We start from the raw sequence: 19,081 nt of genomic DNA on the forward strand, positions 1-19,081 counted from the left end.
CCCCTTCGGGAAAGGCCGCTATTCGAGCGTTCCGAGAACGGTCAGGCCCGTGCCGCTGGCAAGAATGGCGGCGGTGGCAAAGCCGATGAACAAGCCGTGTTCGACGACGCCGGGAATCACCGCCAGCGCGGCAGAAAGCGCTTCCGGCCGGGTGATGACACCGAGATGGGCATCCAGAATGTAGTGGCCGCCATCGGTCAGGAGCACGCTGCCATCGGGCTTGCGGCGCAAGACGAGTTCGCCCGACGCACCGGCCGACGCGATCGCGGCCAGGACGGCGCGGCGCGTCGCCTCCAGCCCGAAGGGAACGACCTCGATCGGCAGCGGGAAGCGCCCGAGCGTATCCACGAGCTTGCTGTCGTCGGCGATCACGATCATGCGCGCCGAGGCTGCCGCGACAATCTTCTCGCGCAGCAGCGCGGCGCCGCCGCCCTTGATCAGGCGAAGCTCGGCATCGAGTTCGTCGGCGCCGTCGATGGTGAGATCGAGTTCGGGCGTCTCGTCGAGCGTCGACATCGGGATGGCGAGCGCGCGCGCCTGCGCCTCCGTCACCTCCGAGGTCGAGACGCAGATGACGCCGAGACCACCCGCAACGCGGGCGCCGAGCAGGTCGACGAAATGCTTCGCCGTCGAGCCGGTGCCGAGACCGAGGCGCATCCCCGGCCGGACGAATTCGAGAGCGCGCGCCGCTGCGAGCTTCTTCAGATCATCCTGGGTCACGCGCCGAGCCCGCCCATGAGCATGTATTTGATCTCGACGAACTCCTCCATGCCGTGGAGCGAGCCCTCGCGGCCGAGGCCGGATTCCTTGACGCCGCCGAAGGGGGCGACCTCGGTGCCGAGGATGGCGGAGTTGATGCCGACCATGCCGTATTCCAGCTCCTCGGCGACGCGGAAGGCGCGGCCGAGATCCTTCGAGTAGAAATACGCCGCCAGCCCGAAAGGCGTGTCGTTGGCCATGGCGACGACCTCGTCCTCGGTCTTGAAGCGATAGACCGGGGCGACGGGGCCGAAGGTTTCCTCGTTGGTCACCAGCATCTTGGTGGTGACGCCCGAGATCACCGTCGGCTCGTAGAAGGTGCGGCCGAGCGCGTGGCGATGCCCGCCGACGACGACCTTGGCACCATGGCTGACCGCGTCGGCAACGTGGCGCTCGACCTTCTCGACCGCGCGCTCGTTGATCAGCGGGCCCTGGACGACGCCGACATCGGTGCCGTTGCCGACCTTCATCTTCGCGACCTCACCGGCGAACTTCGCGACGAATTCGTCATGGACACCGTCCTGCACGAAGAGCCGGTTGGTGCAGACGCAGGTCTGGCCCATGTTGCGGAACTTGGCCGCGATCGCGCCCTGCACGGCGGCGTCGATATCGGCGTCGTCGAAGACGATAAAGGGGGCGTTGCCGCCGAGTTCGAGCCCGACCTTCTTCACCGTCGAGGCGGCCTGCTGCATCAGGAGCTTGCCGACCGGCGTCGAGCCGGTGAAACCGATGAAGCGCACCGCCGGATGGCTGGTCATGACCTTGCCGATCGCGACCGCATCGCCCGTGACGATGTTGAGCACGCCCTTGGGGAAGCCGGCGCGGATCGCGAGCTCGATCAAAGCGAGCGCCGTGAGCGGGGTGTCGGGAGCCGGCTTGACCACGAAGGTGCAGCCCGCAGCGAGACCTGGCGCGCATTTGCGGGTGATCATCGCGGCCGGAAAGTTCCAAGGCGTGATCGCGGCGCAGACGCCGACCGGCTGCTTTGCGACGATGATGCGCGAATTCGGGAAGGGCGAGGGAATCGTCTCGCCATAGATGCGCTTGGCTTCCTCGGCGTAGAATTCGACGAAGGAGGCGGCGTAGGCGACCTCGCCGCGCGCTTCGGCCAGCGGCTTGCCCTGCTCGGCCGTCATGATCTGGGCGATGTCCTCCTGGTTCGCCATGATCAGGTCGAACCATTTGCGCAGGATGACGGAGCGCTCCTTGGCGCTCTTCCTCGCCCAGGGCTTGAAGGCGCGCGAGGCGGCCTCGACCGCAGCCGTGGCCTCGTCCGCACCGAAGCGCGGCACCTTCGCCAGAACCTCGCCGGTCGCCGGATTGTCGACAGCATCGACACCTTCGCCGATCCAGGCGCCATCGACATGGCACTGCGACTTCAGGAGAGTGGGATCGTTCAACGTGAGCATGACGGGCCTCGATGACGCGAAATGAAGAACTTGGACGCGACGGGAAGAACTTGGACGCGAAGGGATGAATTCGCGTCTGCATCTAGCATGCCGGCGTCACGGCTGACGACCGGCCAGCGGCGCATAACAGCAATAGGTCCTGCGCTTTTGAGCCTGCCCGGCGGCGGATTATTTCGGCGGGCTACTTATTTCGGGGGGCTATTTGGCCTGCGCCGTGCAGACGGTCTTGTCGTCGAAGACGTAGCAGATGCTCATCTCGCCGGTGCGGATGTTGACCCGGAAGATGCCACCCTCGCGCTCGTGGCGGGATGGCATCAGGGCGTAGTCGCTCGGCGGCTGCGGGCCGGCGCCCTCCCCGGCCGGGAAGCAGACCGTCACGCCGACGCCGCCTTCCTTGAGCTGGAACTGGCAGGCGGCGACCTCGCCGGTCGCCTTGTCGATGCGGTAGACCCGATTGAGATCGGTCTGCGGCGCAGGCGCGAATTCGAAAGGCGCGGCCAGGACCGCTCCGCCCAGGGCGAGCCAGCCGCCGAGCGCCATGCCTGCCAATCGTCCGAGGGATTTCAACACCACACCATTCCTTCCGCGAATCGCCGGAACGATAGCACCATTGGCCGAGTGGATGATGTCCCCTCGGCCGCTTGCAAAGCCGGGTCGAAGCGCCTTTAAGCGGGCTCGCGTCACGCTAGGAGAGCCGCACCGATGAGCCTGCCCCCCATCGTCGTCTTCGATCTCGACGGCACGCTCGCCGAAACGGCGCCCGACATCATGCGCACGCTGAACGTCATCCTCGAGCGCGAAGGCCTGCCGGCGTTGCCGCTGGAGCGGGCCCGCGAGTTGGTCGGGGCCGGTGCCCGCGCCCTGATCGAGCGGGGCTTCCGCGTCTCGGGCCAGCCGCTCGACGAGGAGACGCTGGAACGGCTATTCGAGGATTTCCTACTGATCTATGCCGAGGATGTCGCGTCCAACAGCCATCTCTTCGACGGCGTGCTGGAAGCGCTCGATACGCTCGCAGCCGAGGGCTACGCGCTCGCCGTCTGCACCAACAAGCCGATCCTGCACACGCGCCTGATCCTCGATCATTTCAAGATCTCGCAGCGTTTCGCGGCGGTGGCGGGGCGCGACAGCTTTCCCTTCCACAAGCCCGATCCGCGGCACCTGACCCTGACGATCGAAGCGGCCAAGGCCGATCCGGCCCGGGCCGTGATGATCGGCGACTCGCGCACCGACATCGCGACCGCGCGTGCGGCGGGCATTCCGACGATCTGCGTGCCCTTCGGCTATACCGACGTGCCGATCGAGACGCTCGCGCCCGATGTGATTATCCAGCATTTCGACGCGCTGGCCGACGCCGTTCGCCAGGTGATCGGTGGCCGGATCGGCCGCGAGGCTGTGGCGCATTCTTGACGCCACGGCGCGCGCCGACTAGGAGAAGCGCCGGTGCGGGCGACTAGCTCAGCGGTAGAGCACTCCCTTCACACGGGAGTGGTCACAGGTTCGATCCCTGTGTCGCCCACCATTTCCCCCTTCCGCGCTCCGACATCGCCGCTTTCTTCGAGCTCCGCCGGCACTGGCCTGCGGCAGGGCATGCGCGCCGCAGGCGTCCCTCGCCCGCATCGCGACAAGGCCGGGGACAAGCACCCGGGCAGTCTGGCGCAGAACTTGCTGCCCGCCCTGTTGCTGGGGACAATCGACATCCGAATCCGAAGGGCGGGTGATGGACGCGTTCACGATGATCATTCTCGCCTGCGTGGCGGGCGAGCCGAAATGCACCTCTACACGCGTTGCGGAAGTGCAGTTCACCAGCGTCGAGGCCTGCGAGGCACGCATCGACGGCATCACCGCATCGATGACCAGGACGTTCGGTCAGCGGCCAGAGTTCAAGGGTCGCGCGGTGACCTATGATGTGAGTTGCATGAGCCGCAAGGAGCTGCTCCAGACCTTCGGGATCGCCGACCTCGACATCTGAGGCGGCGGCCGAACTTGCTGCCGCGACCATCGCCGCCGGACGTCGACGCTGCGGCGCATGGGCGCTGCCGAGGCCGCCATGTTGCAGGCGCGCAACGCGCCGCATCAAAGCCTGCCTGCTCGCACCGATGTGATGAGCGGCCGATTGCACCGCTGGCATGACTCTGACAGGAAATTGAGGAGATGTTGACTTTTTGTGGTCAGCTTCGTGTCCCGCGCCCCTTTTCGCCGCCGCCCGAGGTCCCGATGAACCGCTTTTTCCGTATGGCCATGTTCACTGGCCTTGGCATGCTTGGCCTTGCGACATCCGCTCGCGCCGAGATCGACCCGCTGACCCGCCAGCCGCTGTTCACCTATGAGGACCCGTCCAAGGCGCAGGCGACTGCGATCCCGCGCGAGGTCGTCTCCTTCAGCGGCAAGTACAATGCCGGCACGATCGTGATCAACACGACCGAGCGCCGCCTCTATCTCGTGATGCCCGACGGCAAGGCGATGCGCTACGGCGTCGGCGTCGGCCGCCCCGGCTTCGATTGGGCCGGCTCGCAGAGCATCACCCGCAAGACCGAATGGCCGACCTGGACGCCCCCGTCCCAGATGCTGAAGCGCCGCCCCGACCTGCCGCGCTTCATGCCGGGCGGCCCGGAAAACCCGATGGGCGCGCGCGCCATGTATCTCGGCTCGACCCTCTACCGCATCCACGGCTCGAACGAGCCGGAGACGATCGGCCAGGCGGTGTCGTCGGGCTGCATCCGCATGCTGAACGAGGACGTGATCGACCTCTACGAGCGCGTGAAGGTCGGAACCCGGGTCGTCGTCGCCCGCTGAGAGGGACGGCATCGTCATCTCGACCAGGGTCGCCCTTCCGGGCGGCCCTTTTTTGTCGGCGATGGCGTCTGGCCCGCCCGGCGGCATCTGCCGGGCGCGCGCGGGTATCCCGAGGAACAGCACATTCATGCGAACGGCTGATCGAAAATGAACCTGGATGATGTCGTCAATGCCTTCGTGCCCGGTCCGCGGGTTCGGATTTCAGGCCGGGCTGACGGGCCGCTCGCCGGGCTGAGCTTCGCCGTCAAGGATCTGTTCGACGTCGCGGGCGTGCCCACCGGCGGCGGCAACCACGACTGGGCGGCGTTCAACCCCGTTCCCGAGCGCCACGCCTGGGCCGTCCAGACCCTGCTCGATGCGGGAGCCGATCTGGTCGGAAAGACCATCACCGACGAGGTCTCGCTCGGCATCCTCGGCGAGAACGCGTTCGACGGCACGCCCGTCAACACCGCTGCGCCGGATCGCGTGCCGGGCGGCTCGTCTTCCGGGTCGGCGGCTGCGGTTGCAGCCGGGCTCTGCGACACGGCGCTCGGCACGGACACCGGCGGCTCGGTGCGCGTGCCGTCGAGCTTCTGCGGGCTCTACGGCATCCGCCCGAGCCATGGCCGGGTCGATGTCACCGGCATGCTGCCGCAAGCGCCAACCTCTGACACGACCGGGTGGTTCGCGCGCGATGCACAGACCTTTGCCCGCGTTTCCACAGTGATGCTGGGCGAGGCGCCCGGCCCGCTGCCGACGCGGCTTCTCGTTGCTGTCGATGCCTTCGGCTTCGCGGATCCGGAGGTTGCCGAGGCGCTGGCGCCCATGGTCGCGCGCCTCGGACGGATCGTCGGCGACGTGCGCGAGGAAATCATGGCTCCCCAGGGCCTTTCGGTCTGGGCCAGGGCCCAACGGACGCTTCAGCCCGTCGAAGCCTGGCAGACCTTCCGGCCCTGGGTCGAAAGCGCCAATCCCCGCATGGCATTCAGCGTCGCAGCCGGGTTGCTCAACGGGGCGCGGATGCCGGAGGCGGATCGTGTCTGGGCTGCACTGATGCGACAGGAAGCGCGGGCGCGCCTGCGTTACCTGCTGCCGCCGGGCACGATCCTGTGCCTGCCGACCACGCCGTTTCCCGCGCCGAAACGCGGCCTGCCCCAGCCGGTCCTGCAAGCGCTGAAGGACCGGATCAGTTGCCTGTGCGCGCAGGGCGGCCTGACCGGCTCGCCGCAGGTGAGCCTGCCCGGTGCGAACGTGGATGGCGCGCCGGTCGGGCTTTCGATCATCGGCGGGCGCGGCACGGACGCCGCGCTCATCGCCGTCGCCAAAGCCATGGAGGCCGCCTCGTGACCGACCTGACACCCAACCTGCCCGACATCGTCGCCGAAGTCGCAGCGCTGTTCGAACGCTACGAGCAGGCGTTGATCGACAAGACTGTCGATGTGCTCGACGCGACCTTCTGGAACAGCCCGCACACGATCCGCTATGCGCTGCACGAGAACGGCTACGGGTTTGCCGAGATCCATGGTCATCGCGTCGCCCGGCCGCCGGGGCCTGGCATCAAGGAAAAGCGGATCAGGCTCGAGATCCTGACGCTCGGGCGCGACATCGCGACGGTGAACCTGGAATTCAAGGTTCGCGGACGAGACCTGATCGGCCGGCAGAGCCAGAGCTGGGTGCGCTTTCCAGATCTCGGCTGGAAGGTCATCTCGGCCCACGTCTCGACCATGGACGGCATACGACTCTATTGAGGCCGGAGCTCATCCGCGCCCTCACCTCTTGCGCAGCGGCTCGCGCGACAGCCCCTGGGCGGCCAGTGCGTCGAGATAGGCTTGCATCTTCGCCTCGCCGGTCTCACCCAGTTCGCGCAGATAGTCCCAGCCATAGATACCGGTGTCGTGCATGTCGTCGAAGGTCAGCTTCACGGCATAGTGACCGACCGGCTCGACCTTGAGGATCTCGACCTCGGCCTTGCCGGGGATGGTCTTCTTCTGGGTCGGGCCATGGCCCTGCACCTCCGCCGAGGGGCTTTCGACGCGCAGCAATTCGGCCGAAAGCGCATGGCTCGTGCCATCTTCAAAGGTGATGTGGAGGGTCCGGCGGTCCTTCGAGAGGCGGATTTCGGTCGGCCAGGACGACATGGCTGGGCTCGCTCACAAGACGTGGTTTAATCGGACGAATGGGGCACTCAGTGACGGCCGCGACAATGGCTGCGCTTGACCTTGATCATTGCCATGCCAATGTCTGGAGGTGATAGCAATGCGGCCCGCCACGCGATCGCGCCGGGGCGGCAACCATGATCAGGGCAGGCGCCGACCGTGCTTCTCGAGACCCTCACGCCGAAAACCGCAGGACCTGGCACGCTTGCGCCCGTGACGCGCGCGCCGCTGACCGACCCGTTCGGCCGCGACATCTCCTATCTGCGCATCTCCGTGACGGATCGCTGCGATTTCCGCTGCGTCTACTGCATGTCCGAGGACATGACCTTCCTGCCCAAGCGCGACCTGCTGACGCTGGAGGAGATCGACCGCGTCGCCAGCGCCTTCGTCGCGCGCGGCACACGCAAGCTGCGATTGACGGGCGGCGAGCCGCTGGTGCGGCGCGACGTGATGAGCCTGTTCCGTTCGCTCTCGCGCCACCTCGCCTCGGGCGCGCTGGAAGAGCTGACGCTGACGACCAACGGCTCGCTGCTGACGCGCTATGCGCAGGAGCTGGCGGATTACGGCGTGCGGCGGATCAACGTCTCGCTCGACACGCTCGACCCCGACAAGTTCCGCAAGATCACGCGCTGGGGTGATCTCGACAAGGTCCTCGCCGGCATCGAGGCGGCCCGCAAGGCCGGGCTTCGCGTCAAGATCAACGCGGTTGCGCTGAAGAGCGTCAACGAGGACGAGATCGAAAGCCTGATGACCTGGTCGCACGGCCTCGGCATGGACCTGACCTTGATCGAGGTCATGCCGCTGGGCGAGATCGAGCCCGGGCGCATCGACCAGTTCCTGCCGCTGTCCATCGTGCGGGCGCGGCTGATGGACACATACAACCTCGTCGAGGACCCCTACCGGACCGGCGGACCGGCGCGCTATGTGCGCGTGCAGGAGACGGGCGGGCTCGTCGGCTTCATCACGCCGATGACGCATAATTTCTGCGAGAGCTGCAACCGCGTGCGGCTGACCTGCACCGGCACCCTCTATATGTGCCTGGGCCAGGAGGACGCCGCCGATCTGCGCGCGCCGATCCGGGCCTCCGCCGAGGATGCCGCGCTGCACCGTGCCATGGACGAGGCGATCTCGCGCAAGCCGAAGGGGCACGACTTCGTCATCGAGCGCCAGGGCGCGAAGCCTGCCGTCGGACGGCATATGAGCGTCACCGGCGGCTGAGGGTGGCCGCCGTCCGGAGTCGCCAGACCGGCGGGCGGGGACGGCGAACGGGCTTTGCGGCTCGCGCCTTGACGCGTCCCTCGAAAGGCTTAACGGTTCCTCGATGGTGGCTGTTGCGGGCGTTCGATGATCAGAGGCTTTCTTCCTCGGCTCAAATCGATCGCAGATGCCGTCTCACGCTTCGTGCAGGAAACCCATATCGCAAGACTGACGATCATGGCCGTGCGGCTCTGGCCCCGGCTGCGGCTGCTTTCCCTCCTGCTCGCGCTGCTCGGGCTCAGCTGTGTGCTTCTGGCCGGATGGTCGGCGCGGACGGTGTTCATGACCCTGTCGCCGGCCTCGCCCAGCGGCATTGGCGCCGGCATCGCCGCGGCCCTGACGGGCGTGGTCATGCTCGAACTCTGCGCCTTCACCATGATCGCCGGCATCGAGGCCGTGCTGCAACTGGCGCATGATTTCGGCCGGCACCGGGCCGGCGCCCTGCTCGCGCTCGCCACGATCCTTGCGGCGGCGGTGGCGCTGCGTGCCCTGTCCGATGGGGCGGAGCAGGGTATGGAAGGCTGGGCCGCGCTTGGCGTCACAGCCGTGCTGCTGGCGCTGACCGGCTGGTTCGAGCGGCGCTATCGCAGGCCGGCCCGGCTAGGCTTCCGGGATTTCCACGTCGATGTCGTCGAGGCCCGGCAGTTCCTGGCGAGCGCCGTCCATGGCGCGTGAACCTGGCCCCGCCGGCGGCACGATCCCGCCGATCACCGCCCATCATCTCGCGGAGGTGGTGCAGGCCGGGCATCACGGCGCCAGCGACGCGCTGGAGAACAACCCGCCGCCACATTCGACCCTGCCCTCGCAGACCGAACTGACCCTGCTGGCGCGGGTCATCGAACTCTTCGGCGCCATCCGGCAGGAGGCGGCCGCCGCTCTGAACAATCTGCATGCGGAGATCGTCGGCCGGCGCGAGACGGTCACACAGGAGCGCTACGAGGGCCGTGTCCGCTCCATCGAGGCGTCGATGCGCGGGCTTTTGAACCGACATGGCGGCGAGCTGGAGCAGCGCGTCTACGATGCGCTCAAGGCCAAGCGCGAATACGAGTACTTCAACTACACGCATCGCCGCACCGCAGATCCCAAGATCGACAAATGGCAGTTCATCCTGCTGTTCCTGATCGTGCCGCTGGCGATCGAGAGCCTGCTCAACGGCAATTTCTTCGCGGAGGCCAGCGAGTTCGGCCTGGTCGGCGGCGCCGCCACGGCCGTGATCATTTCCGCGCTCAACATCTCGCTGGGCTTCCTCACCGGGATGTGGCCGGCGCGCTACTGCCAGCATGTGCGGGCCTCGCATCTGTTCTGGGCCCTGCCCGTCTATGTCGCGCTGATCATCCTGATCGTGATGTTCAACCTTGCCGTCGGGCATTATCGGGAAATGCTGATCGCCACGCCCGATGCACGCTCGCTGCAGGTGCTGCCGCGCATGCTGGAGAACCCGCTCGGGATCACCGAGCTGAAATCGGCAGCGCTGGTGCTGATCGGCTGCATCGTCGCCTTCGCCTCGGCCGTGAAGGGCTATTCCGCGTTCGGCAGCTATCCGGGCCACGGCAATGCCTACAAGCGCTGGCGGCAGCGCTGGAGTGCGGTCGAGGAGGAGCGGCGCCGGCTCGATATCGAACTCCTGCCGGAGCTGGAAATCGTTCGATCCCAGATCGACGGCTTCAAGGAGGATTGCACGCGCGAACTCGGTCGCCTGCAGACATCGAAGGCGACAGCAGACCAGGTGCGCGACCTCTATGTGGCGAGGCTCGCACAACTGCGCAACGCCAAGGATGCCGCCCTGATGCAGTACCGCGAGGCCAATCTGCGCGTGCGGACCGATATTCCACCGGCCTATTTCTCGCAGCAGCTCAACGTCGCCGAAATCGACCAGCCAAGCGAGCTTCCCGAGCATGGCGCGGTCAAGGCCCTGATCGAGGATTTCGAGCGCCAGCTTGCCAATATGCCGGCCCTCGTCGAGGCGAAGCTGCGGGACAGGCTGGCCCTGGTGCGTGCGCTCGATCTCGCCGGGGAAATCGAGCGGCTGAAGACGCGCGCCGCCGAAGCCGGGCGCGACGCCTTCGAGCAAGACGAAGCGACCCGCCGGCAGATCAACGCAGAATTCGCCGCAATGCCGCGCTAGATCGGCGCCCATACCATCAAACCCGAGGCGATCGAGCGCTTTGTTCTAGCATGAGATTTATCCGAGAGTGGATTCCACCTTTCGGTGCGATGCTCTAGGCAGCACATGCAGTTCGGCGACGGAATGAAGAGCACCCTATGAAGAGCGAGAGCTGGGCGATCGTCGCCTCCATCCTGGCGGGCGTCGCGCTGGTCGGCTTCTTCGCGGCGCCGTCGCTGCTGCGCGGCCCGCCGCGCGATGCCGAGTCGCTGTGCCTGAAGACCGGCGCGGTCGGCCATACGCTGGTGCTTGTCGACAAGAGCGATCCCTGGAGCGAAGTCCAGGCCGGGCGGCTGAAACGGCTGGTCAAGCGGATCGGCGACGAACTGCCGGCCGACCGGATGCTCTCGATCTATGTCTTCAACGACGTGTTCGAGCCCGGCTTTCCGCCGCTGCTGTCGCTGTGCAATCCGGGGCGCACCGCGAGCGAGCTGATCGGCAATCCGCGCCGGGACTATGTCCGCTGGGTCGAGAAATTCGGCAGGCCGCTCGACGATGCGCTGGCAGTGCTGACGCAACCCGCCAAGGGGAACCTGTCACCGATCGTCGAAGCGGTCGGCGACGTCGTCTCGCGCCCCGAGACCCGCGTGCGGGAGGGTGAGAAGGCGCTCGTTCTGGTCTCCGACATGCTGCAGAACTCGAACCAGTTCACGGTCTTCGGCACGAACGCCACAGCACGCGATCCCGAACGCCTCAAGCGCCTCGTCGGCAAGGTCTGGCAGGATTCAGGAGCTAACGCCTGGCGCCTGCAGGTTCATCAGGTCCAGGGCGTGTATGATCCCCAGCGCCTCGAACAGGCCGGCTCGCTCTGGCAGCAGACGCTGCGCGGGCTCAACATCCCGTTCGTCTGGGAACGGCTGTAGGCATCCACCCGGCGCGAACCCTACATCCGGTAGGCCATGCGCACGCCACCCCAGTGGCGACCGTTGACCCTGAGCGGCGCATCGACCTCGCGCACCATTTCGGTGACGCCGCCGCCCATGTCCCGCAGATAGGCCTGGACGAGGAAGGGCCGCACCGAGCGCGCCGCCGCGATGCCGGCACGATCGTCGAAGATTCGCCGGTTACGCGAATGGGCCGCGTTCCAGAGCGGATCGCCGCCGCGCTGCGGCTGGGCATAGGCGTCGTTGTGCACCGGGATGAAGCCGTTGCGGTCGATCGGCACCGTGAAGAGCAGGCGCGGATCGCTTGCGAGCATGCGCGCCATCAGGGGCGGCAGGATCGCCTCGAGCACCGGCAGCGCCCGGGTATCGTATTGCTGGGGCTCCGTATCGGCCACGGCGATGTAGTCCGCGTCGAAGAGCTCGACCTCCCCGACGAGCCCCCCGCCCAGCGCATCCGCCATCAATGCGGACACCTCAATGGCGAAGGCCTGCGCCTTGTCGATCAGCGGGCGGTAGGAACTCTCGACGGTCTCGATCAGGCCGTCGAGCAGGCGGGTCTCGCCGAGAGCCTGCCGATCGAAGGCCACATGCAGGCCGAGTTCGCTCGTCGCGGCCATGCGGCACGGCACCGGCGGCAGATCGGCTATCTCGATCGTGCCGAAGAGACCGGGTGCGAATCTCTGGTCCTCGGGGCGCGCGAGCAGAACACCACCACGGCTGAGATCGATGGTGCGGCTGACGAAATCGACCGTGCCGAGCCGCGCCTTGGCACAGTGTTCGACCGGAAAACGGTCATGCTGGCGTCGGTCGGCGAAGGAGGAATGCCGCAGGGTCGGGATGAAGCGGCGCAGCATGCCTCCCGCGCGCGTCGCGCCCTTGGCCGTGGCCCGGCGGGCATTGGCACTCTCGGTGGCCGCCGAGAGCGCCACCCGGTCGATCTCGTCGACATGCTGGACGACGGTCTCGACGAAGCGCGCCGTCTCGCCGGCATTGCGCGAGAGTTCCGCCGTCGCGGTGGCCTGTTCCTGCGAGGCGTTGCCGATGGCGGCGATCACCGGATTGACGTCCCGAACCATCTGGAGCGCATCGGTGACGATGGCGGCCGAACCGTGGGCGGCCTGCGTCAGCCGATCGACGCGGTTGCGGATGTTGTCGACCGCCTCGCGCACCTCGACCGAGAGCAGCTTGACCTCCTGAGCGACGACGCCGAAGCCGCGCCCAGCCTCTCCGGCCCGCGCCGCCTCGATGGATGCGTTAAGCGCCAGCAGATTGGTCTGGCGCGCGATCTCGGCGATCGAATCGACGATGCCTCGAATCTCCGCGGTCGCGACCGCGAGCCCGCTCATCATGTCGGTCGCCTCGCCCGCCCGGGTCGCGGCGGCTTCGAGCCGCTCGCGCGCATGGCTCATCGAGCTGCCGATCTGCTCGGCGGCATCGGAGACCTGCTGCGACGCCGTCACCAGAGCGACCGAATTGACGCTGGCGCTGGCTGTCGCCGCACGCATGCCGATAACGCTCTCATGAATGGCGCCGGAGCGCGTCTCGGATTCGGACGAGAACTGCTCGGCGCTGCTGAGATCGGCAGTGAGACGGCGCATCGCCGCCACCACATCCTGCTCCAGCACGGTGACGGCCTCGCGATCGGCGGCCTCGCCGGCGCTGCGCGCATCGGCCGGACCGACGGCGGCGATCGCCGCCTCGGCCATCATGGGCTCCACGGCAGCCGTCTGGCTTCGACTGCTCAGCCAGCGTCGAACCCTGCGGTGCATCAGCCCATCCCGTTAGGTTAAGTCGCCTCCCCGTTATGGTCGGACATTGTTAAGAAAAACTGACTGCTGCACCGGGCGCGGGAGGATCGGGCGTCCGCGGGCATGGACCCGGACCGACCGCGCCTGTAAGGCTCCGGCACCACCTCCTTCCCCGTCCGCGCCTGCCCCGCAGCTCTCATCCCACCCGCCCAGCGAGCCCCGCCATGACGAGCAACAGCTACGACGTCATCGTCGCCGGTGTCGGCGCCATGGGGTCGGCCGCCTGCTGGCATCTGGCCAAGCGCGGCCTGAAGGTGCTGGGGCTGGAACGCTTCGATCTCGGCCATGCGATGGGCTCGTCGCATGGGCTGAGCCGGATCATCCGGATCGCCTATTTCGAGGGCTCGCATTATGTGCCGATCGTCCGGCGCGCCCATGAGCTGTGGCAGCAGACGGGCGACGAGGCCGGGCTGAAGCTGCTTCACGTCACCGGCTCGCTCGATCTGGCGCCGGCCGGGTCCGGGCCGGTCGAGGCTTCGCTGCAATCCTGCCTCGACCATGGGCTGGTGCATGAACAGCTCGATGCGAAGGATCTCGCCCGGCGCTTCCCCGGTTTCCAGTTGCCCGGCGGCCATATCGGGCTGTGGCAGCCCGATGGCGGCTTCGTCGCCTCCGAAAAGGCGATCTATGCCCATGTCGGGCTGGCGCAGTCGCGCGGCGCCGAAATCCGGACGAACGAGCCGCTGCTCGACTGGACGCCGACCGCGCAGGGCGGCGTCATCGTTCGAACCGAGCGCGGCACCTATTCGGCCGGGCGCCTCGTGATCACCTCGGGCGGCTGGATCGCCGATGCGGTGCCGGCGCTGGCGAAGAACGTCGCGACCGTCCGGCAGGCGATCGGCTGGTTCACCACGCGCCGCCCGGAGCTCTACCGCCCCGACGTGTTCCCGGTCTTCATCCTGAGCGCGGAGGAAGGCACATTCTACGGCTTCCCGCTCTACGAGCATCCCGGCTTCAAGCTGGGCGGCCCGCATTTCGGCCGCGAGCCGATGGATCCGCGCGATGACGACCGGACGCCGAGCCCGCGCCAGGTCGCGCTGATCCGGGATTGCCTGGCGCGCTACCTGCCCGATGCGGCGGGCGACCCGCTGACCGTGAAGGGCTGCGTCTACAGCGTGACGCCCGACGAGGATTTCATCATCGACAGCGTCCCCGGCGTTCCGCAGGCGGTGTTCGCCTCCGCCTGCTCCGGCCACGGCTTCAAGTTCGCCAGCGCGATCGGCGAGATTCTCGCCGACCTGTCGACCTCCGGCCAATCCGCCTTCGATCTCGGGCCCTTCTCGCTCGACCGCTTCGCGGCCTGAACCCGGACCGGACGACGCCTTGGCCAGTCACGCCGAAAATCGCCGGGGTATCATCGCCATGCTGATGGCGATGACGTTCTTCGTCGGCAACGACACGCTGATGAAGCTCGCGCGCGAGGTCTATCCGGTCGGGCAGGCGATCACGCTGCGCACGATCTTCGCCCTGTTCACCGCGCTTTGCATGGTCCTGGCCTTTCAGGAGGGTGCCAAGCTGCGGCTCGCGATGAAGCCGATCCTGCTGCTGCGTGGCGTCATCGACGCCGTGGTGGCGCTGACCTTCATCTGGGCTCTGGCGGAACTGCCTCTCGCCAACGTCACAGCGATCCTGCTGGCCTCGCCGCTCATCATCGTCGTCCTGGCCGTGGTCTTGCGCATCGAGCGCGTCGGCTGGCGCCGGACGGGCGCGATCGTCGTCGGCTTCTGCGGCGTGCTGATCGTGCTGAGGCCGGCGACCGACGGCTTCAGCACCGCCGCGCTGGTGGCGCTCGCCAGTGCCGTACTCGCCTCGTGCCGGGACCTGCTGACGCGCAGCATCGGCAACGAGATTCCGGCCAGCGTGATCGCGCTGACGACGACCGCGATCGTTGGCCTCGTCGCCTGCGGCTACGGGCTGTTCGAGGTCTGGGTGCCGATCTGGCGGCGCGAGACGCTTTATCTCGCCGGCGCCGCGGTGATGGTCGCGGCCGGCGGCATCTGCATCATCAGCGCCTATCGCAACACCGATGTCGGGCTGGTCTCTGGCTATCGCTACGCGATCGTGATCCTCGCCGTCATCGCCGGCTATGCGGTCTGGGGCCATGTGCCGGACCCGATCGCCGGGGCCGGCATCGCGCTGATCGTCGCGAGCGGGCTCTACACCATGCACCGCCAGCGCGTTCTGCCTGCTTCCAACCTGAAGATCGCCAGCGGCCCGCCCTCATGAGCATCGTCGCGGCCAAACCAACCCTCACGGTCCTCGTCGCGATCTCGGCCCTACAGCCGCTCGCGCTCAACCTGCTGGCGCCGGCGGCACCGGCGCTGTCGCGCCATCTCGGCTCGAGCTACGCGACGATCCAGCTCACCTTGACCTTGTTCCTGGTGGCGGTGGCGCTGACACAACTCGTCAGCGGGCCGCTCTCGGACCGCTTCGGCCGGCGGCCTTGCGTCAATGCCGGCATCGCGCTGTTCGTCGCCGGCTCGGCGCTCGGCGCCATCGCGCCGTCGATCGAGGTGCTGCTGCTGGCGAGGGTGCTCCAGGGGGCGGGGTCCGGTTCGGTCTTCGCCCTGTCGCGGGCGATCATCCGCGACGCGGCCAGCCGCGACGAGGCAGCGAGCCAGATCGCGACCGTGACCATGGTCATGGTCGTGGCGCCCATGGTCGCGCCCTGGCTCGGCGGCCAGATCGAGACGCTGGCCGGCTGGCGCATGATCCTCTGGTTCATGACGGCGACCGGCAGCCTCGTCCTGCTGCTGACGCTGTCGCGGCTGCCGGAGACGGCGCCCCGCCTCGGGCAGCGGACACCGCTGCTGGGCGTATTCCGGGCCTTTCCGCAGCTCGCCGTGAACCGCACCTTCGTCCTCAATGTGGTCGCCGTCTCGACCAGCTCGGCGGCGTTCTTCGCCTTCATCGCGGCGGCGCCCTATATCGTCGTCGAGACGATGGGGCGCGGCAGCGACGTCTACGGCGCCTATTTCATCCTGAACGCGCTGGGCTACATGCTCGGCAACTTCGCCATGGCGCGGCTGGTCGTGCGGATGGGAGCTCCGCGCATGGTCCATCTCGGGCTCATCATCTCCGTCGTGGCGATGACGATCGCGGTTCCGCTGTCCCTGAGCGCCGCCTGGTCTCCGCTGATGCTGTTCCTGCCGCTCGCCCTCAACGCCATCGGCAACGGCATGACGATTCCCGGCTCGACGGCCGAGGCGCTGTCGGCACGACCGGAACTGGCCGGTTCCGCCGCTGGGCTGATGGGCGCGATCCAGCTCGGCCTCAGCGCGCTGATGACGGTCGCGATCAGCTGGCTGGTGACGATCTGGCCGCCGTCGCTGATCGTCCTGATGTGGGTTCTGACCGTGACCGGGCTGCTTGCGATCCATCTCGGCCGGCGAGGCGCGTCGCCGGCAGGCTGAGGCCGGCCCGGCGACGGCTCCCGTTCAGTCTTCGAGGCGCGCGATCAGGCTCGAAGTATCCCAGCGGCGGCCGCCCATCTTCTGAACCTCGGCATAGAACTGGTCGACCAGCGCGGTGACGGGCAGTTGCGCGCCATTGCTGCGCGCCTCGTCCAGCACGATGCCGAGGTCCTTGCGCATCCAGTCGACGGCGAAGCCATAGTCGAACTTGCCGATGTTCATGGTCTTGCCGCGGTTCTCCATCTGCCAGGAGCCGGCGGCGCCCTTCGAGATCACCTCCAGCATCGCCTCGACATCGAGCCCGGCACGCTTGGCGAAATGCACGCCCTCCGACAGCGCCTGAACGAGGCCGGCGATGCAGATCTGGTTGACCATCTTGGTGAGCTGGCCGGAGCCCGCCGGGCCCATCAGCTTGCACATGCGGGCGTAGGCAGCGATCACCGGCTCGGCGCGGGCATACGCCTCGGGATCGCCGCCGCACATCACCGTCAGGACGCCGTTCTCGGCGCCGGCCTGTCCGCCCGAGACCGGCGCGTCGACGAAGCCGAAACCGCCGGCGCGCGCTGCCGCGTCGAGTTCGCGGGCGACATTGGCCGAGGCCGTCGTATGGTCGACGAAGAGCGCGCCCCTGGCCATGCCGGCAAAGGCGCCCTGCTCGCCCAGTGTCACCGAGCGCAGGTCCTCGTCATTGCCGACGCAGGCGAAGACGATCTCCTGGCCCTGCGCCGCATCGGCGGGCGTCGGGGCCGAGATGCCGGCATGCTGAGAAACCCAAGCCTGAGCCTTCGTCGGATTGCGGTTGTAGACCGTGACCTCGTGGCCTTTGGCCTTGAGATGACCGGCCATGGGGTAACCCATGACGCCGAGACCGATGAACGCGACTTTGGCCATGTTTCGCTCCGCTTGATTTTTGTGGCGTTGTCGCGGGGTTTAGCCTGCGGCGCCAAGAGTGGGAAGGGTGTGGTTGTCCGCCGGCAGCTGAGGATCGGCAGGCTCAGCGCAACGCCATGTGCCGCGTCAGCCTGAGTTCCAGCCTGTCCCAGACGCGCCGGATGACCTCCACCAGCAGCAAATAGATCAGCGCGGCGTAGAGATAGATCGTCAGGTCGAAGGAACGGGAGAAGGCAAGCTTGGTCGCTCCCATAAGATCGTAGATCGTCACCAGCGAGGCGAGTGCGCTCGACTTGATCATCACGATCAGTTCGTTGCCGAGCGGGCGCAGCGCCAGGATCATCGCCTGGGGCAGGATGACATGGCGCAGGCTCGACCAACGATGCAGGCCGAGCGCGAGAGCGCCTTCGAACTGGCCGCGCGGGACCGATTGGATGGCGCCGCGCAGGATCTCGGCCTGGTAGGCTGCCGTGTTGATGACGAAGGTCAGGAGCGCACAGTAGAACGGCTCGCGGAAGAACCACCACAGCCCGATATCGGTCCAGAAGACGCGGAACTGGCCGAGGCCGTAATAGACCAGGAAAAGCTGGCAGAGCAGCGGAGTGCCGCGGAAGAAGGTGGTGTAACCGGCGATCGCCCTCTGGGCCCAGCGCGGTCCGTAGAGCCGCGCCACGGCGAGGCCAACCGCCAGCACGAAGCCGAGCGCGACCGAAATCGCGACCAGCTGGAGCGTGATCCAGAGGCCGCCGAACATGCGGCAGCCGTAATTCTGGAAGACTTCATTGCCGACGAGCCAGCCCGGATATTCGCACCAGCTCATCGCGTCGCGCCCCCGAAAGCGGCGATGCCGCGATTGGCGCGCGCTTCCATCCGACCGATGCCCCAGGCGGAGATGAGCGAGAAGAACAGATAGATGGCCATCGCCGCACCGAAGAACAGGAAGGGCTCCTTGGTCGCGACATTGGCGCGGGTGGTGATGAACATGATGTCCGGCAGCGTGATGACGGACACCAGCGAGGTCTCCTTCAGCAAGACCATCCAGTTGTTGCCGAGACCGGGCAGCGCCACGCGAATGAGCTGCGGAAACACGATGAGGCGAAACGTCTGCCGCTTCGACAGCCCCAGAGCGGCCGCGGCCTCGCGCTGGCCCACCGGAATCGCATTCAGCGCGCCGACCCAGACCTCACTGGAAAAGGCGGAGAGCACGACGCCGAGCGCGACCATGCCGGCGACGAAGGGGGGCATCGAGAAGGAGCCCGGCAGGCCAAGCCAGCGCCAGGCCTCCTGAAGCAATACCTGAACGCCGAAATAGATGATGTAGAGCGTCAGCAGTTCCGGCACGCCGCGAAACACGGTCGTATAGGCCGTCGAGATGGCTCGCAGCACCGCGTGGTCCGAGCGCTTCCACAGCGCCACGACCAGCCCGAGCGCGAGGCCGAAGGGCAGGGTCGCAAGGGCGATCGAGATGGTGATGCCCGCGCCCTGGAGCAAGGCGAGCCCCCAGCCGCCATCGCCGAAACCGAGCAGGGCGAACTTGTCGAACATGAAGCGGCCGGCTGGAGGCTGAA

20 protein-coding genes and 1 tRNA gene are annotated in these 19,081 nt (G+C 67.3%); 13 read left to right on the top strand and 8 right to left on the bottom strand.

Features of this window, described 5'->3' with window-relative positions; translation table 11 throughout:
* Window positions 1-18: 18 nt before the first annotated feature.
* From rpiA to C8D03_RS00505, 3 genes are all read right to left on the bottom strand, one after another.
* Complete coding sequence (gene rpiA / locus C8D03_RS00495) at window positions 19-720, bottom strand: ribose-5-phosphate isomerase RpiA (RefSeq protein WP_108044508.1); 702 nt, start codon at window positions 718-720, stop codon at window positions 19-21.
* Window positions 717-2,168, bottom strand: coding sequence for an NAD-dependent succinate-semialdehyde dehydrogenase (locus C8D03_RS00500; RefSeq protein WP_108044509.1), 1,452 nt, complete (start codon window positions 2,166-2,168; stop codon window positions 717-719). Before C8D03_RS00500 ends, rpiA begins: the two co-directional genes overlap by 4 nt.
* A 198-nt stretch (window positions 2,169-2,366) precedes the next feature.
* Complete coding sequence (locus C8D03_RS00505) at window positions 2,367-2,738, bottom strand: hypothetical protein (protein ID WP_181300563.1); 372 nt, start codon at window positions 2,736-2,738, stop codon at window positions 2,367-2,369.
* Between the two features lie 132 nt (window positions 2,739-2,870).
* On the opposite strand from C8D03_RS00505, the gene gph reads away from it, so the two are divergent.
* From gph to C8D03_RS00535, 6 genes are all read left to right on the top strand, one after another.
* Window positions 2,871-3,575: a phosphoglycolate phosphatase gene (gph, locus tag C8D03_RS00510; RefSeq protein WP_108044510.1), complete on the top strand. Its 705-nt coding sequence runs from the start codon at window positions 2,871-2,873 to the stop codon at window positions 3,573-3,575.
* A gap of 37 nt (window positions 3,576-3,612) precedes the next feature.
* Window positions 3,613-3,687: transfer RNA gene (locus C8D03_RS00515), tRNA-Val, on the top strand.
* A 213-nt stretch (window positions 3,688-3,900) separates the two neighbouring features.
* Window positions 3,901-4,137, top strand: coding sequence for a hypothetical protein (locus C8D03_RS00520; protein WP_146170019.1), 237 nt, complete (start codon window positions 3,901-3,903; stop codon window positions 4,135-4,137).
* A gap of 245 nt (window positions 4,138-4,382) precedes the next feature.
* Entirely contained in the window at window positions 4,383-4,961 is a 579-nt protein-coding gene (locus tag C8D03_RS00525) for a L,D-transpeptidase (RefSeq protein WP_108044512.1), read from the top strand.
* Window positions 4,962-5,108: 147 nt separating this feature from the next.
* A complete protein-coding gene (locus C8D03_RS00530; RefSeq protein ID WP_181300565.1) occupies window positions 5,109-6,287 on the top strand; it encodes an amidase in 1,179 nt (392 codons plus the stop codon).
* On the top strand, window positions 6,284-6,688 hold the full coding sequence (locus tag C8D03_RS00535; protein WP_248308299.1) for an AtzH-like domain-containing protein: 405 nt from the start codon (window positions 6,284-6,286) through the stop codon (window positions 6,686-6,688). The genes C8D03_RS00530 and C8D03_RS00535 overlap by 4 nt, the downstream gene beginning before the upstream one ends.
* Window positions 6,689-6,709: 21 nt before the next feature.
* Here the strand turns inward: C8D03_RS00535 and C8D03_RS00540 are convergent, their stop codons facing one another.
* The gene (locus C8D03_RS00540) at window positions 6,710-7,078 is read right to left on the bottom strand and encodes a gamma-butyrobetaine hydroxylase family protein (protein WP_108044513.1); all 369 of its coding nucleotides are present in this window, start codon (window positions 7,076-7,078) and stop codon (window positions 6,710-6,712) included.
* A gap of 231 nt (window positions 7,079-7,309) precedes the next feature.
* On the opposite strand from C8D03_RS00540, the gene moaA reads away from it, so the two are divergent.
* From moaA to C8D03_RS00560, 4 genes are all read left to right on the top strand, one after another.
* Window positions 7,310-8,314 (top strand): GTP 3',8-cyclase MoaA, encoded by a 1,005-nt coding sequence (moaA, locus tag C8D03_RS00545; RefSeq protein WP_181301273.1) that lies wholly within the window; start codon window positions 7,310-7,312, stop codon window positions 8,312-8,314.
* 216 nt (window positions 8,315-8,530) lie between these two features.
* Window positions 8,531-9,028: a hypothetical protein gene (locus C8D03_RS00550; protein WP_146170020.1), complete on the top strand. Its 498-nt coding sequence runs from the start codon at window positions 8,531-8,533 to the stop codon at window positions 9,026-9,028.
* Window positions 9,018-10,478, top strand: coding sequence for a hypothetical protein (locus C8D03_RS00555; protein ID WP_108044516.1), 1,461 nt, complete (start codon window positions 9,018-9,020; stop codon window positions 10,476-10,478). The genes C8D03_RS00550 and C8D03_RS00555 overlap by 11 nt, the downstream gene beginning before the upstream one ends.
* 137 nt (window positions 10,479-10,615) lie before the next feature.
* Window positions 10,616-11,380 (top strand): hypothetical protein, encoded by a 765-nt coding sequence (locus C8D03_RS00560; protein ID WP_108044517.1) that lies wholly within the window; start codon window positions 10,616-10,618, stop codon window positions 11,378-11,380.
* A gap of 20 nt (window positions 11,381-11,400) precedes the next feature.
* Here C8D03_RS00560 and C8D03_RS00565 read toward each other — a convergent pair whose 3' ends face one another.
* A complete protein-coding gene (locus C8D03_RS00565; RefSeq protein ID WP_248308632.1) occupies window positions 11,401-13,110 on the bottom strand; it encodes a methyl-accepting chemotaxis protein in 1,710 nt (569 codons plus the stop codon).
* A gap of 263 nt (window positions 13,111-13,373) precedes the next feature.
* On the opposite strand from C8D03_RS00565, the gene solA reads away from it, so the two are divergent.
* The 3 genes from solA to C8D03_RS00580 are packed head-to-tail and all read left to right on the top strand — an operon-like array spanning window position 13,374 to window position 16,622.
* Window positions 13,374-14,513, top strand: a complete 1,140-nt coding sequence (gene solA, locus C8D03_RS00570) for an N-methyl-L-tryptophan oxidase (protein ID WP_108044519.1) — start codon at window positions 13,374-13,376, stop codon at window positions 14,511-14,513.
* 19 nt (window positions 14,514-14,532) lie between these two features.
* Window positions 14,533-15,435, top strand: a complete 903-nt coding sequence (locus tag C8D03_RS00575; RefSeq protein ID WP_146170022.1) for a DMT family transporter — start codon at window positions 14,533-14,535, stop codon at window positions 15,433-15,435.
* Entirely contained in the window at window positions 15,432-16,622 is a 1,191-nt protein-coding gene (locus tag C8D03_RS00580) for a multidrug effflux MFS transporter (protein WP_108044521.1), read from the top strand. The genes C8D03_RS00575 and C8D03_RS00580 overlap by 4 nt, the downstream gene beginning before the upstream one ends.
* Before the next feature lie 24 nt (window positions 16,623-16,646).
* On the opposite strand, the gene C8D03_RS00585 is transcribed toward C8D03_RS00580, so the two are convergent.
* From C8D03_RS00585 to C8D03_RS00595, 3 genes are all read right to left on the bottom strand, one after another.
* Entirely contained in the window at window positions 16,647-17,513 is an 867-nt protein-coding gene (locus C8D03_RS00585; protein WP_108044522.1) for an NAD(P)-dependent oxidoreductase, read from the bottom strand.
* A gap of 103 nt (window positions 17,514-17,616) precedes the next feature.
* A complete protein-coding gene (locus C8D03_RS00590; protein WP_108044523.1) occupies window positions 17,617-18,333 on the bottom strand; it encodes an ABC transporter permease in 717 nt (238 codons plus the stop codon).
* Complete coding sequence (locus C8D03_RS00595; RefSeq protein ID WP_108044524.1) at window positions 18,330-19,058, bottom strand: ABC transporter permease; 729 nt, start codon at window positions 19,056-19,058, stop codon at window positions 18,330-18,332. Before C8D03_RS00595 ends, C8D03_RS00590 begins: the two co-directional genes overlap by 4 nt.
* Between the last annotated feature and the right edge of the window lie 23 nt (window positions 19,059-19,081).

Source organism: Bosea sp. 124 (assembly GCF_003046175.1).
Classification (GTDB): Bacteria; Pseudomonadota; Alphaproteobacteria; order Rhizobiales; family Beijerinckiaceae; genus Allobosea.